The following is a 12787-nucleotide window of genomic DNA, read 5'->3' on the forward strand; positions in this document are numbered from 1 at the left end:
CCACATTCGACTACTTCCGTCTTCCATTTCGGACTCCTTATGTTCGTTGATTCGGTACGCGGAAGAACGCGCGTTGCGTCATCCGGCAGTGATGGGTTGAACTGGTCAGCCGCGCGGCACTAGGCGTGCGCGGGCATGTCCGTGGTAGCCGCGCGACGCGAGGCGTCGTCGGACCAGAACACGCGGCGCACGCTGTGCTCGCCCGACAGTCGCATGACGAGCGACGTGAGCGAAGCACGCGAACCCTGCGGGCAGTCGAGCGTGACAGTGGCGGACGCCTCGTCGCGGTCGCTCCAGCGGGTGATGCTGACGTGCGTGGCGCGCAGGCCGAGTGCGGTGAGATCGATGAACATCTGCTTGCGCAAGGCCCCGAGGGCCTCGGCCAGGCAAACGATGGTCAGATGCGACACCGGTGTGGTGCGCGTCGGTTGGCTCTGAAAAGCCTGGAAGGTTTGAAAAGCTCGCATGATTTCCTCGCATGGCTGCGAAGTGTCCATACCGCATGTGAGCGCGCGGCACGAACGGTCGGCTCGCGAGAATGCATCGTCGCCGCGCACGGCACAAAACGCACGCGCAAGACGACAACGCCCATCACAGGCACGACAGTGGAAACTTTTGCGGGTATGACGCCGGAAACATGCGCTCAGGGCGAGCGTTCAAGTGGCGCGAGACACCGCATCCTGCATGAGGACGCGGCACAGGGAAGGCTGTGGATCCTCAGGCAATCAATCGATCAAAGATCGAGGACTACTGGCATCGGAATTCACGGACTAACCCCTTAAATTGAAGACAGGGCGGATGGTAACTGAGGCCAAATTGGAGCGTCAAGCAATAAATGCTGCATCGCAAACATCTTCGGAATTCTCCTTAATACAACACCGACACTGACCGCTCATGCCCATCCCACGGCCCTGAGCGACGATGCCCCGAATTCGGCACTCCGACGTATCGTCTACGCCAAAAGCACTTCCGATTGACAGGGATATTTCCCATAAGTTATTAATAATGATTATCATTACCAAATCATTGGTATTCGTCTCACCTGCTGCATGACCGTTGTCGGCGTTCGCGCCGGTCCTGAGCGTCGTGAGTAGACCGAGCATCAGGCTGGATCATGCAAACCCAGGGCACCCTCCCCTCTACCGTCGAGATGTTGTACTGCCATCACCATTCGTGGCTGAGGGGGTGGTTGCATCGACGTCTGGGCAGTGCCGAACAAGCGGCGGACATCGCGCACGACACCTTCGTGCGATTGCTCGGCAGCGAGCGGGGCCCCGCCGCGTTCGACGAACCGCGCGCGTATCTCACGACCGTTGCACAGAATCTCGTCTCGAATCACTGGCGACGTCAGAAGCTCGAACGCGCATATCTCGATGCACTCGCACAGGTGCCGCGCGAAGTTGAATGGTCGCCCGAAACGCGCGCCATCATGCTTGAGACGCTACTGGAACTGGATCGACTCCTGGACGGCCTGCCGACCGTCGTGCGGCAGGCGTTTCTGTATTCGCAGCTCGACGGAAAAACGCACGCCCAGATCGCGGCCACGCTCGGCATCTCGATTCCGACGGTCAAGCGCTATCTCGCGAAAGCCTTGCAGCGCTGCTATTTCGCCGACTTGTCTTTTCTCGACTGATGCCGACACGTCAATCACGGCCGTCCCGGCAACCCGACACCGCCATGCCTGCCATTCGCTCAAGCTGGTACGACGCCACCACCGACGCCGCCAATCTACCGGCAGACGTGGCCGAGCGCGCAGTCGAGTGGCTGATTGAATTGCAAGGTGATGAGGTCTCGCCGCAGACCGTCGCCAACTGGCACGCATGGCGCGGCGCACACCCCGATCACGAACGTGCGTGGCAGCGAATCGAGTCCGTCAAAGGCAGGCTCGCACCGCTCGCCGCCCCGGTGGAAGCGGGCGTCGCACAGGCCGCGCTGGCGCCCCCCGCATCGCCTCAGCGCCGCCGCGCAGTGAAGTCGCTGGCGGTGCTGCTCTTCGCTGGCACGGGCACGTGGGGTGTCTTGCATTCGTCGCCGTGGCGACACTGGTCGGCTGACGTACAAACCGCCGTGGGCGAGCGTCGCGAGTTGCAACTGGATGACGGCACACAACTCGTGCTCAACACCGATAGCGCCATCGACATCGTCTATCGCGACGACGAACGTCGCGTGAGGCTGATCGGCGGCGAAGTGCTGATCACGACCGCGCCGGACAACCGTGCGCCGCCCCGCCCGTTTCTCGTCGAAACCTCGCAGGGCACGGCACGCGCGCTCGGTACGCGATACACCGTGCGTCAGTTCGACGACGGCACGCATGTCAGCGTATTCAAGGGCGCCGTGGAGATTCGTCCGCGCGCCGCGTCCGACAAGTCGCTGATCGTGCAGGCCGGGCACCACGCGCGCTACACAACGCGCAGCATCTCCGGAGCTACAGAAACGCCCGCAGACGACGCGACGTGGGCCGAAGGCTTCATCGTTGCGCGCAGCATGCGGCTCGCCGATTTCGTAGACGAGTTGGCGCGATACAGCAACGCGTCGCTCTCATGCGCCCCCAGCGTCGCCAACTTGCGCGTGTCGGGCACGTTTCCGCTCGACGACGTCGGCAAAGTACTCGACACACTCGGCACCACGCTCGCGGTGCGCACCGAGGCGGTTACCCGCTTCTGGGGCACTCGGGAAATCCGGCTCGTTCCGGCCTGAAGCAACGATCGGGCAAAGATCGGGCGACCGAATCCAGCCGCATTCCAGCCGCACTCATGCGGCTCAACAAATTTTTTAAAAAAGGTGATCCGTTTCTGTTTTTCGCGGGTCATGGAAGTCGAGCACCACCGCTCTACTTCCACACGAAAGGTCAGATCATGGGTCACGTCCGTGGGCAGCAACAGCGCCCCAGCCAACCAAATCGGGTCCATCGCCGCACGCGGATGGCCTGCGCACTGGGCCGCATCGCCCTTGGCGCAGCCGTTGCCGCACCCACGGGCGCGGTCCTTGCAGTCGTCCTCACGCCGCTCGCGGCGCAGGCCCAGAACGCGGCCGCGCCGGGGGCGCGCGCCTTCGACATTCCCGCGGGCTCGCTCGAAGACGCGCTGAGCCGCTTCGGCCGCGACGCGGGCATCATGCTGTCGTTCAAGCCCGAAGTCACGGCCGGACGTCACACCAACGGCCTGAAAGGCACCTACACGCCGCGTAACGGCCTCGACGCCCTCGTCGCAGGCACCGGCGTGGAAGTCGTCCCGCAATCGAACGGCAGTTTTCTGATCGCGCCTGCAAGCAGCGCAGCGAGCACGGACGGCGCAGTCGCCCTGCCGACGACCCACGTCACCGCTACGTACGACAACGGTCTGCAACCGGCCTACGCGGGCGGCCAGATCGCGCGCGGCGGCAGCCTCGGCATGCTCGGCTCGGCCGACGCCATGGACGTGCCGTTCAGTACGATGAACTACACCGGGCAGATGGTGCGCGACCAGCAGGCGCGCACGCTCGCCGACGTCGTCGTCAATGAATCGTCGGTGCGTATGCTGACCTCCAGCGGCGGCTTCGGCGAGGACTTCCAGATTCGCGGCTACACCGTCTCCAGCAGCGACGTGGGCCTGAACGGCCTGTATGGCATGGCGTCCGCAAGCCGGGTGCCTGCGGCCATTGTCGAGCGCATCGAAGTCCTCAAAGGTCCGGGCACGCTGATGAACGGCATCGGGCCGAGTGGCAGTATCGGTGGCGCGATCAACGTGGTGACCAAGCGCGCCACGAGCGAACCGATCACGCGCCTGACGACCACGTTCCAAAGCAAATCGCAACTCGGCGTCGAAGCCGACGTGGGGCGTCGCTTCGGCGAAAACCAGGAATGGGGCGTGCGTCTGAACGGCGTGTTCCGTGGCGGCAACACCACGCTCGACAACGGCCGGCAGAACATCGGCTTCGGCTCGGTCGGTCTCGACTACACCACGCAACGTCTGCGCTGGACGCTCGACGCCTACACGCAACACGAAGGCGACGACAACTTCCGTCCGCAGATCGGCTTCCAGTCCTCCGTCAAGAAAATTCCGGACGCCCCCTCGGGCTACCGCAACTTCTACCCCGGCAGCGAGCTGCATCTGCACGACTCGGCCGTGACCACGCGCCTCGAATACGACGTGCTGCGCAACGTGACGGTCTGGGGCGCTGTGGGCTATCACTACGCCACGGCCTATCAGACGTTCCCGAGCGGCCCCGCCGACGCACTCGGCAACTTCACCGTCATGAATTCGTATTACGACTCATACACACGCTCGCGCACGGGCGAAGTGGGCGCGCGCGTGAACTTCAGGACATTCGACGTCGGCCACACACTGACGGTGCAGGCGTCGCGTCTGGAGCAGGACTCGGGCAATGCCTATGTGCCTGGCTCGACGTTGGTCGCCTCGAATATCTACAATCCGTCGCCGCTGCCGGGCATCGGCGCGGCGCGCACCGAAGCCAGGAAGGCGTCGGAGTCGGCGCTGACCAGTATCGCCGTGACCGACACCCTGTCGCTCTTCAACGACCGCGTACTGCTCACCGGCGGCCTGCGTCACCAGCGCGTTGCGCTCGACAACTACAGCACCGCCACCGGCGCGCTGACCGGAACGTACAACCAGAGCGCCGTCTCGCCGCTCGCGGGCATCGTCGTCAAGCCGCTCCAGAACGTGTCGGTGTACGCGAACTTCACCTCGGGTCTGTCGCGTGGCGGCACTGCGCCCGTCGGCACCGTCAACGCCGGACAAGTGTTCCCGCCTTACAAGTCGAAGCAGTACGAAGCCGGTGTAAAGACCGACTGGGGGCCGGTGACGACGACGGTGTCGGTGTTCCAGGTGCAGCGCCCGAACGCCGTGACGGATCCGTCGACCAACCTCTACAGCTTCGACGGCGAACAGCGGAATCGCGGCATCGAACTGTCGGCGTACGGCGAAGTGGTCAAGGGTCTGCGCCTGATGGCCAGCGCCACGTTCTACGACGCCAAGCTCACCAAGACCGCTGGCGGCACCAACGACGGCAACGATGCGAACGGCGTGCCCAAGCGTGCGTTCAACCTCGGCGTCGACTGGGACACGCCGTGGGTGCCGGGCCTCTCGCTCAACGGTCGCATCATCAATACGTCGCGCATGTACTTCAACGCCGCCAACACGCTCGAATTGCCTGCGTGGACACGCTATGACATCGGCGCACGTTATCGCACGCGTGTCGCGGGCAAGTCGGTCGTGTTCCGCGCCAACATCGAGAACCTGTTCAACTCGAACTACTGGCTCATGAGCGGCACCTACGTCACCGTGGCCGCGCCGCGCACGTTCCTGCTCTCCGCGCAAATCGACTTCTGAAGACGAACGAGATGTCGATGAGCCGCCCCCATTCGCCCTATTCCTTCCGTTCCGCCACCTCTCCAAGGAGACCGCAATGAAGACGACCGCCACCCACCGTTTGAAGCGACTGCCCCAGTTGACCAGGCTCACCGCCGGTGCCCTCATCGCCTTCGCCGGTGCCGCTCAGGCGCACCAGATCTGGATCGAGCAGCCAGCCGGTCAGAACGCCGTGATCCGCTTCGGCGAATTCGGCGAAAACCTGCGTGAAACGTCGCCGGGCCTGCTCGACAAGTTCGTCGCCCCCACCGGCACGCTCAGCTCCGCGCAGGGCGAGAAGACGGCCGCCGCCACCAGGACGGCCAACGGCTTCGCGCTCCCGTTCAAGGCAAACGCCGGTGAATCGCTGATCGCCGAAGAGGCGAAGTACCCGCTTTTCACGTCGAAGCGTGACGGTCAGGAAGTCACGAACTGGTATCGCCCTGCGGCGCGTCTGGCGTCCGACTTCTCGAAGCAGAAGCCGCAACTGACGCTCGACCTCGTGCCCGCAGGCAAGCAGGGTGAGTTCCAGCTGTTCTTCCAGGGCAAGCCGCTGCCCAAGGCGAAGGTCTCACTCGTCACGCAATCGGGTTGGGCCAAGGAAGCGCACACGAACGAGCAGGGACTCGTGACGTTCGATATGCCGTGGAAGGGTGTGTATGTGGCCGAAGTCAGTCACAAGGACATGACGCCGGGTGAGCGCCCGGGTGCCAAGGGTGTCGAGCGCTATCAGGGCGTGAGCTACGTGACGACGACGACCATCATGCAAGCCGATGGCCTCGAACCGCTCCCGGCGGGCCCCGCTGCCACGCCCAACAAGTAAGCGACACGCATCATGGCTCAGGCTCGTCGTGCCCCGTCCGGCAAGGTCGGTAACGCTGGACTCTCCGAACGCATCGTCAACGTCGGCGCGCTCATCTCACGCATCGTGGCGGCCATCGGCGGCGGTTACGCCGTGGCTGCCCTCGCGAGCGTTGCCGCACTCGCACTGCCGATGAACAAGGCGCAGGCGATCATCACCGGCGAGTTGGCGAGCTTCGCCATCTATGCCGGTGCGGTCGTCTGGGTGTTTGCCGTGCGCAGTGCGTGGCGCGCCTGGGCCGGTCTGCTGATCGTTGCGGCACCGCTCGCGCTGGTCGCGTGGGCGGTGGCGTCCGGTCACATGACGAGCCTAGCAATGGGAGGTGCGGCATGACGTTCACGCCTGCAAATAAAGCGAGGCCTCAGGCACGCGGCATCCGTCAGACGATGTCGGACCTGCACACGTGGTCCGGCCTGCTGGTCGGCTGGCTGCTGTACGCCATGTTCCTCACGGGCACCGTGAGTTACTTCAAAGACGAACTGTCGCAATGGATGCGCCCCGAAGTGCCGCATCGGCAGTCGTTGCCCGATCCCGCCATGGTCGCTCAGAACGTCGGCGATCAACTCGTGACGCTCGCTGCGGGCAGCCCGCAGTGGAGCATTTATCTGCCCACCGAGCGCAATCCGGTCGCGGGTGTCTTCTGGCGCAATCCGCCTGCGCCCAAAGGCACTGGCAAAGGTGAGACAAACGCCCCGCGCCGCACCTTCGAAGAAGCGACGTTCGACCCGTCGACCGGTCAGACGCTCAAAGCGCGCGAGACGCTCGGCGGCGACTTCTTCTACCGGTTCCACTTTCAGTTTCACCCGCTGCCTGTCCTGTGGGGACGCTGGCTCGCGGGCTTCTGCGCGATGTTCATGCTGGTGGCCATCGTCAGCGGCGTGATCACGCACAAGAAAATCTTCGTCGATTTCTTCACTTTCCGATGGGGCAAGGGGCAGCGCTCGTGGCTCGACGCACACAATGCGCTCTCGGTCTTCGGCCTGCCTTTCCATCTGATGATCACCTACACCGGCCTCGTCACTTTGATGGCGATGTACATGCCGTGGGGCGCGCAAACGGCAATCAAGACGCCAATGGAACGCGCGCAACTCAGCGCGCAGTTGAGCGCCTTCCCGCCGCCCGGCAAGGCCACGGGCGAGAAAGCCCCGCTTGCCCCTCTCGCCCCGATGGTGCGCGAGGCGCAAGCCCGCTGGGGCGCGAACGACGTCGGCCGCGTGACCGTCACCCATGCGGGCGACGCCGCTGCACGTGTGGCCGTCACACGCGGCGAAAGCACGCGTGTCTCGATGAGCCCGCAGTACCTGCTGTTCGACGGCGCGACCGGCAAGCTGATCGACGTTCACGACGGTGTCGGCCCGGCCGCAGAAACGCGCGGCGTCATGTACGCCCTGCACCTCGGACGCTTCAGCGATCTGCATCTGCGCTGGCTGTACTTCCTCGTCAGTCTGGGCGGCACGGCGATGGTCGGCTCTGGGTTGGTGATGTGGACGGTCAAACGTCGCAGCAAGCTTCCCGACCCGGCACGTCCCCATTTCGGCTTTCACGTGGTCGAGCGTCTGAACATCGCAGCGATTGCGGGGCTCTCGATTGCCATGACGGCGTTCCTCTGGGGCAACCGCCTCATTCCGGCAGATGCGCTCAAACGCAGCGTCACCGAAGTCGATGTGTTCTATTGGGTATGGGCGGCGACGCTGTTGTACGCGCTGGTGCGCCCTGCCAAACGGGCGTGGGTGGAATTGCTGTGGTTCGGCGCTGCCGTGCTCGCGCTGCTACCGGTGCTTAACGCGGTCACGACGTCGCGCGGCCTCTGGCATAGCCTGACGACCGGCGACTGGGTGTATGCAGGCGTGGATCTGATGCTCTGGGCCTTCGCAGCGCTGCATGCGTGGCTCGCGATCCGCACCGCACGGCACAAGCCGAAGACGAAGCCTGTGCGCCCCACGGCATCGGCCCACGCGCCGGTCAATGCACCGGTCAGTGCGTCGATCAATGCCCCGTTGAACGAGGACCGCGCATGAGTCATTTCGTCACTTTCGCGCTCTGCCTCGCAGGCTTTGCGGCGCTGGCGCTGTCGACGGAGCGTCAGCAGGAGACGTTCTTCAAGACCGTTTCACCGACGCGCACGCGCAATGGCCGGATCGTCGGATGGGCGGCACTGGCCGTGGCGCTCGGCGCAACGGTCATGCATCAGGGATGGGGATTCGGACTGGTGAACTACAGCGGACAGACCAGCATGGCTGCGGGTCTGGTGTACCTGACGCTCATTCTGGCCCAGCGCCGCCAGTCTCGCTAGGAGACTGGCCGACCGATTCGGAGAATCGTCGGGAGATCGTCAGACGACGATCACTCGTTCTCTTCGAAGTAGTGCCCGAACTTGACCTGCTTGGTGCGGATATAGCGTTCGTTCTCTTCGCGCAACGGAATGTCGAGCGCCACACGCTCGCTCACGGGGATGCCGTGCTTGATGAGCGTGTCGAACTTCTTCGGATTGTTGCTCATGAGGCGCACCGAACCCACACCGAGAATGCGCAGGATGGCGGCGGCGGAGTCGTATTCGCGCGCATCGTCGGGCAGACCGAGATCGAGGTTGGCTTCGACGGTATCACGCCCCTGCTCTTGCAGCAGATACGCACGAATCTTGTTGCTCAGACCGATGCCGCGCCCTTCATGGCCGCGCAGATACAGCATCACACCGCGCCCTTCCTCGGCGATCTTGCGCATACCGGCGTCCAGCTGCTCGCCGCAATCGCAGCGATAGGAGCCGAAGACGTCCCCCGTCAGACATTCCGAGTGCAGACGCACCAGTGGCGGCAGCGCGCCCCCTTGGTCCGACACGTCGCCCATCACCAGCGCGAGATGCTCGTTGGCGCTGTCTTTGACGCGAAACGCGTGGGAAGTGAAGGTGCCGTAGCGAGTGGGCAGCGTTGCCGTAGCGACAAGCTCGACGCATTCGCCAGCGTCGCAATTGAGCGTGGCAGAGGCAGTACCAGGGGACTTCATGTTGACGTTCGAACGGGCTGAAATTGGAGTTGCGTGCCACCGGACAACGATGGCGTGTGCCCGGAGTTTAACGCCATTTCCGAATTTCAGCCGACAGCGCCATGCAACAGACTGTTGCGCGACGCTGTCCAATCGGCCGGACACGGCGCCGACAGGGGCTGCCGATACCTTCCCGCCAGCCCCGCACGGTCGCTTCCCGCGGCGATCAGTAGTCGGCGCGCAGCGTGAGCATCACGTTACGTCGGTCGCCATAGGTGCCGAAGAATGTCGACGGCACGCGCTCGTAGTAATCGCGATTGAACACGTTGTTCACGTTCAACTGCGCTTCCAGACGGCGATTGAAGCGGAACGCCACCATCGCGTCCCACACCGCGTAACCGCCCTGCGCCGAACCCGCCGTGCGATACGTCGAACTCTGGATGCGCACGCCACCGCCCACGCGCAGACCGTCGAGCCAGCCACCGAGCAGGTTCGGCGAGAACTTATACGTCGTGTACAGCTTGAACAGATGCTGCGGCTCTTCGCCATCGAGCGTCTGACCGCCGAGCGACGGATCGTTGTCGTAGCGCGTATTGAGCAGCGTGTAGCCCGCATAGACGTTCCAGTGGGTCGTCAGTTGGCCGGTCAACTCCGCTTCCCAGCCCTGACTACGCGCCGCCCCCGCCGCGACGGAGCCCAGCGGGTGGAACGGGTCGGCCACTGCGCGGTTGGTGTCCGTCATGCGGAAGGCCGCGACGTTCGCCGTCAGGCGACCATCGAGGAATTCGCCCTTCACGCCGAGTTCGTACTGTTGCCCGTCACGCGGCGGCAAGCCCTGCCCGTCGAACGTGGTCGCCGTTTGCGGCGAGAAGATCTTCGCGTAGTTGAAGTACGCGTTGATCTGCTTCGTCAGCGCCAGAACCACGCCGCCGTACGGAATGAACTTGTGGTTCGCGCTCGACGAAGTGCTCCACGGCGTTGCCGTCGGGAGCGTGTTCTGCGCTTGCTGCTGATACCACGCTTCACGTCCGCCCAGCACGACGGTCAGCGGGTCGAGCACGCGCACGCGCGCCTGTGCGTAGACGCCGAACTGCTGCGTATTCAGGTTATCGCCCGAGGTGAGCGCCAGCGGCGGCTGGATCGAGGGCGGCGAGAAGATATTGAACACGCCCATCGTCTGGCCGCCCGAGAGGCTGCGCTGCTGCGAGAGCTGATAGTTCATGCCGACCATCCACTCATGCTTGCGGCCGAACGCTTCCACCGGACCGGAGACGTGCGAGTCGACACCCAGCATGTTCTGCTCGACGCGCTGAATCTGCGCGAAGTACCGGGCGTTGTAGGTGACCGGATCGATCCCCGGTCCGAGGTAGGCGTAGCGGCTGTTGTTCAGGATGTGGCGATAGTTGACGGTCGTCGACGACACGATCCCGCCATCGAAGCGGTGATCGAGCCGCGCGTTGACCTCCTGCATCGACGTCCACGTATGGTTCCAGTCGGGCGCGAAATTGCTGTTGTTCGGGGCGTTCAGGAACCCGCGATTGAGCAGCAACGACTGGCCGTAGTCGAACCCGTTGAGCGAGTTGACCTGATACGAGCCCGAGAGCGACAGCAGCGTACGCGGCGTGATGTCGAACTCCAGCGCGCCATATGCAAGGAAGTTGCTGTTGTTGGTGCGTGTCACCGAGGCGTTGCTCGTATCGCCGGTCAGCACGGCGCGCCCGCGTATCGTGCCGCTCTGATTAAGCGGTCCGGTCACGTCGATCATCTGACGGTAATGCGCCCACGAGCCGAAGCCCGTTTCGCTGCGCAGCGCAAACGTATCGCCCGGACGCTTGCGCACCAGATTCACGGTGCCGCCCGGCTCACCCGTACCGTCGAGCAAGCCCGCCGGACCACGAAACACTTCCACGCGGTCGTACATCGACAGATCGAACTGCGGCTGGTACTGGATACCGTTCAGGATCGACACGCCATCGAACTCTACGCCAACGGGATAGCCGCGCGCATTGAAGTAATACGAGCCGTCGCCGTACTTCAGCGCGGAAATGCCGGTGGTGTATTTCAACGCGTCGGTGACGGACTGCATGCCCTGATCGTCCATGCGCTGACGCGTGACCACCGACACCGAGTTCGGAATGTCCTTCAACGCCTGAGGGATCTTGCCGATGGTCGTCATGCTTGATCCGTACGAGCCGGAACCTTCGGTTTGCACGATATCGCGCTGACCGGTGACGTTCGCCGCCGGAAGCGCAGCAGCGGGTGCAGTTGCGTTGGCATCCGTCGCGGGTGCGGCGGCCGTCTGGGCATGGACCTCTGCGGCGCTCAGCATCAACATGGCGACGGCAGCCGACGTCAGTGCAAAGTGAAACTTCGGCAACTTCTGCGACTGTACTGCGCTCGGTGCGTCAGACATGCGGCCCCGTGCGGCTTGCGTCCGGCGAGAATTCTGATTCGTTTGCATCGTTGACAACACTTCCCCTTGTTGCCGGGCTCTACCGGCGATCCAAAATTAACGTTCGTATGCTTTGTGCGGCACTTGTGTCGTGCTCGTCGCGGTCCTGCCTTACCGTCCAATTCCCGCTACACTGGCGGAAATATCGCAAATGAGACTCATTACTAAATTTGCGTATGATCCGGCACAACACATTGATAGCTATGGAGAATATCGGGTTCGAAAAAGGTAAGGACGACAATAAATGTCGATTTTTTGACAATCGCCATCCAATTGGCTACATCCTGACGCGAGACCCGCATTACCCCCATGAGTGACTTCCTGCGCAAGCGATTTCCCAATGCCGTACGGCCCTTACCGCGCGATGTCTTTGCGCAGGTCACGCCCTTTCGTCATGGCGAACGGCTGATCTGGCATCGCCATCGACACGGCCAACTGGTGTTCCCGGTGCGCGGCATCGTGCGCGTGCTCACGCCGTCCGCCATCTGGACGTTGCCCCCTCGCGCGCACTCTGGCTGCCGTCGGACATCGAGCACGAACTGCATGCAGTCGGCGACGGGCAGATGGGCAACATCTACATGGAGCCGCGTGCGTTCCCGTGGGACTGGACCAGTCCCACGGTCATCCTCGTCACACCACTGATTCGAGAACTCGCGGTGACCGTTAGCCGCGACGGCGATACCTACGGCCCCACGAGCCGTGCGGCGCTCTCGGTGCCGCCGCTGATGGGTGTGCTGCATGACGCGGCCCCCGTGCCCGAACGGGGCGTGCCGGTGCCAAGGGACGAGCGGTTACAAGCGATCTGCGAGCACCTGATGAACGAGCCTGCCAGCAAGCTGACGCTCGACTTCTGGGGGGAACAGTTCGGAGTCAGCGGACGCACACTCGCGCGTCAGTTCCAGACGGAGACGGGTATGACGTTCGTGACCTGGCGTCAGCATCTGCGCGTGTCCGAAGCGATTTCGACGCTTGCACAAGGCGCATCCGTCGCGGCGACGGCCGACGCCTTCGGCTACGCCAGCCCCAGTGCCTTCATCGCCATGTTCAAGCAGGTCACGGGGCGCTCCCCGCAACGCTATCTCGCGGACGCCTGACCCGGACTCTGGCGTCCGCCTCCGGCGCACTCGGCGCGCCTCATCCAGCGCCTAT

11 protein-coding genes are annotated in these 12787 nt (G+C 63.7%); 8 read left to right on the forward strand and 3 right to left on the reverse strand.

The annotated features are described in order from the left end of the window. Positions 1–119 precede the first annotated feature (119 nt). A complete protein-coding gene (locus NA29_RS16165) occupies positions 120–467 on the reverse strand; it encodes a hypothetical protein (RefSeq protein ID WP_150777409.1) in 348 nt (115 codons plus the stop codon). 647 nt (positions 468–1114) lie between these two features. Here NA29_RS16165 and NA29_RS16170 point away from each other — a divergent pair. From NA29_RS16170 to NA29_RS16200, 7 genes are all read left to right on the forward strand, one after another. Next, positions 1115–1633, forward strand: coding sequence for a sigma-70 family RNA polymerase sigma factor (locus NA29_RS16170; protein WP_039399580.1), 519 nt, complete (start codon positions 1115–1117; stop codon positions 1631–1633). A 44-nt stretch (positions 1634–1677) separates the two neighbouring features. After that, positions 1678–2697, forward strand: a complete 1020-nt coding sequence (locus NA29_RS16175; protein ID WP_039399581.1) for a FecR domain-containing protein — start codon at positions 1678–1680, stop codon at positions 2695–2697. A gap of 224 nt (positions 2698–2921) precedes the next feature. Further along, positions 2922–5327, forward strand: a complete 2406-nt coding sequence (locus NA29_RS16180) for a TonB-dependent receptor (protein ID WP_095178461.1) — start codon at positions 2922–2924, stop codon at positions 5325–5327. Positions 5328–5403: 76 nt separating this feature from the next. Continuing rightward, entirely contained in the window at positions 5404–6168 is a 765-nt protein-coding gene (locus NA29_RS16185; protein WP_084103816.1) for a DUF4198 domain-containing protein, read from the forward strand. 12 nt (positions 6169–6180) lie between these two features. Then, positions 6181–6540 carry a DUF3649 domain-containing protein gene (locus tag NA29_RS16190; RefSeq protein ID WP_084103818.1) on the forward strand — a complete coding sequence of 120 codons (360 nt, stop codon included), beginning with the start codon at positions 6181–6183 and terminating at the stop codon, positions 6538–6540. Then, complete coding sequence (locus NA29_RS16195) at positions 6537–8225, forward strand: PepSY-associated TM helix domain-containing protein (protein WP_039399582.1); 1689 nt, start codon at positions 6537–6539, stop codon at positions 8223–8225. The genes NA29_RS16190 and NA29_RS16195 overlap by 4 nt, the downstream gene beginning before the upstream one ends. After that, the gene (locus NA29_RS16200; protein WP_039399583.1) at positions 8222–8500 is read left to right on the forward strand and encodes a DUF3325 domain-containing protein; all 279 of its coding nucleotides are present in this window, start codon (positions 8222–8224) and stop codon (positions 8498–8500) included. The genes NA29_RS16195 and NA29_RS16200 overlap by 4 nt, the downstream gene beginning before the upstream one ends. A 50-nt stretch (positions 8501–8550) precedes the next feature. On the opposite strand, the gene ribA is transcribed toward NA29_RS16200, so the two are convergent. Together ribA and NA29_RS16210 are read right to left on the reverse strand one after the other, a co-directional pair. Next, the gene (gene ribA / locus NA29_RS16205) at positions 8551–9207 is read right to left on the reverse strand and encodes a GTP cyclohydrolase II (protein WP_039399584.1); all 657 of its coding nucleotides are present in this window, start codon (positions 9205–9207) and stop codon (positions 8551–8553) included. Between the two features lie 205 nt (positions 9208–9412). Next, positions 9413–11599: a TonB-dependent siderophore receptor gene (locus NA29_RS16210; RefSeq protein WP_052252990.1), complete on the reverse strand. Its 2187-nt coding sequence runs from the start codon at positions 11597–11599 to the stop codon at positions 9413–9415. 602 nt (positions 11600–12201) lie between these two features. Between NA29_RS16210 and NA29_RS16215 the strand changes: the two genes are divergently transcribed. Then, positions 12202–12732, forward strand: coding sequence for a helix-turn-helix domain-containing protein (locus NA29_RS16215; protein WP_257125702.1), 531 nt, complete (start codon positions 12202–12204; stop codon positions 12730–12732). Positions 12733–12787: the final 55 nt, after the last annotated feature.

This window comes from Pandoraea sputorum, assembly GCF_000814845.2.
In the GTDB taxonomy this organism is placed as follows: Bacteria; Pseudomonadota; Gammaproteobacteria; order Burkholderiales; family Burkholderiaceae; genus Pandoraea; species Pandoraea sputorum.

What these genes read in the sequence shown, in the direction of transcription:
- NA29_RS16165 (WP_150777409.1), bottom strand. Translation starts at nt 467, where the DNA reads ATGCGAGCTTTTCAAACCTTCCAGGCTTTTCAGAGCCAACCGACGCGC.
- NA29_RS16170 (WP_039399580.1), top strand. Translation starts at nt 1,115, where the DNA reads ATGCAAACCCAGGGCACCCTCCCCTCTACCGTCGAGATGTTGTACTGC.
- NA29_RS16175 (WP_039399581.1), top strand. Translation starts at nt 1,678, where the DNA reads ATGCCTGCCATTCGCTCAAGCTGGTACGACGCCACCACCGACGCCGCC.
- NA29_RS16180 (WP_095178461.1), top strand. Translation starts at nt 2,922, where the DNA reads ATGGCCTGCGCACTGGGCCGCATCGCCCTTGGCGCAGCCGTTGCCGCA.
- NA29_RS16185 (WP_084103816.1), top strand. Translation starts at nt 5,404, where the DNA reads ATGAAGACGACCGCCACCCACCGTTTGAAGCGACTGCCCCAGTTGACC.
- NA29_RS16190 (WP_084103818.1), top strand. Translation starts at nt 6,181, where the DNA reads ATGGCTCAGGCTCGTCGTGCCCCGTCCGGCAAGGTCGGTAACGCTGGA.
- NA29_RS16195 (WP_039399582.1), top strand. Translation starts at nt 6,537, where the DNA reads ATGACGTTCACGCCTGCAAATAAAGCGAGGCCTCAGGCACGCGGCATC.
- NA29_RS16200 (WP_039399583.1), top strand. Translation starts at nt 8,222, where the DNA reads ATGAGTCATTTCGTCACTTTCGCGCTCTGCCTCGCAGGCTTTGCGGCG.
- ribA (WP_039399584.1), bottom strand. Translation starts at nt 9,207, where the DNA reads ATGAAGTCCCCTGGTACTGCCTCTGCCACGCTCAATTGCGACGCTGGC.
- NA29_RS16210 (WP_052252990.1), bottom strand. Translation starts at nt 11,599, where the DNA reads ATGTCTGACGCACCGAGCGCAGTACAGTCGCAGAAGTTGCCGAAGTTT.
- NA29_RS16215 (WP_257125702.1), top strand. Translation starts at nt 12,202, where the DNA reads ATGGGCAACATCTACATGGAGCCGCGTGCGTTCCCGTGGGACTGGACC.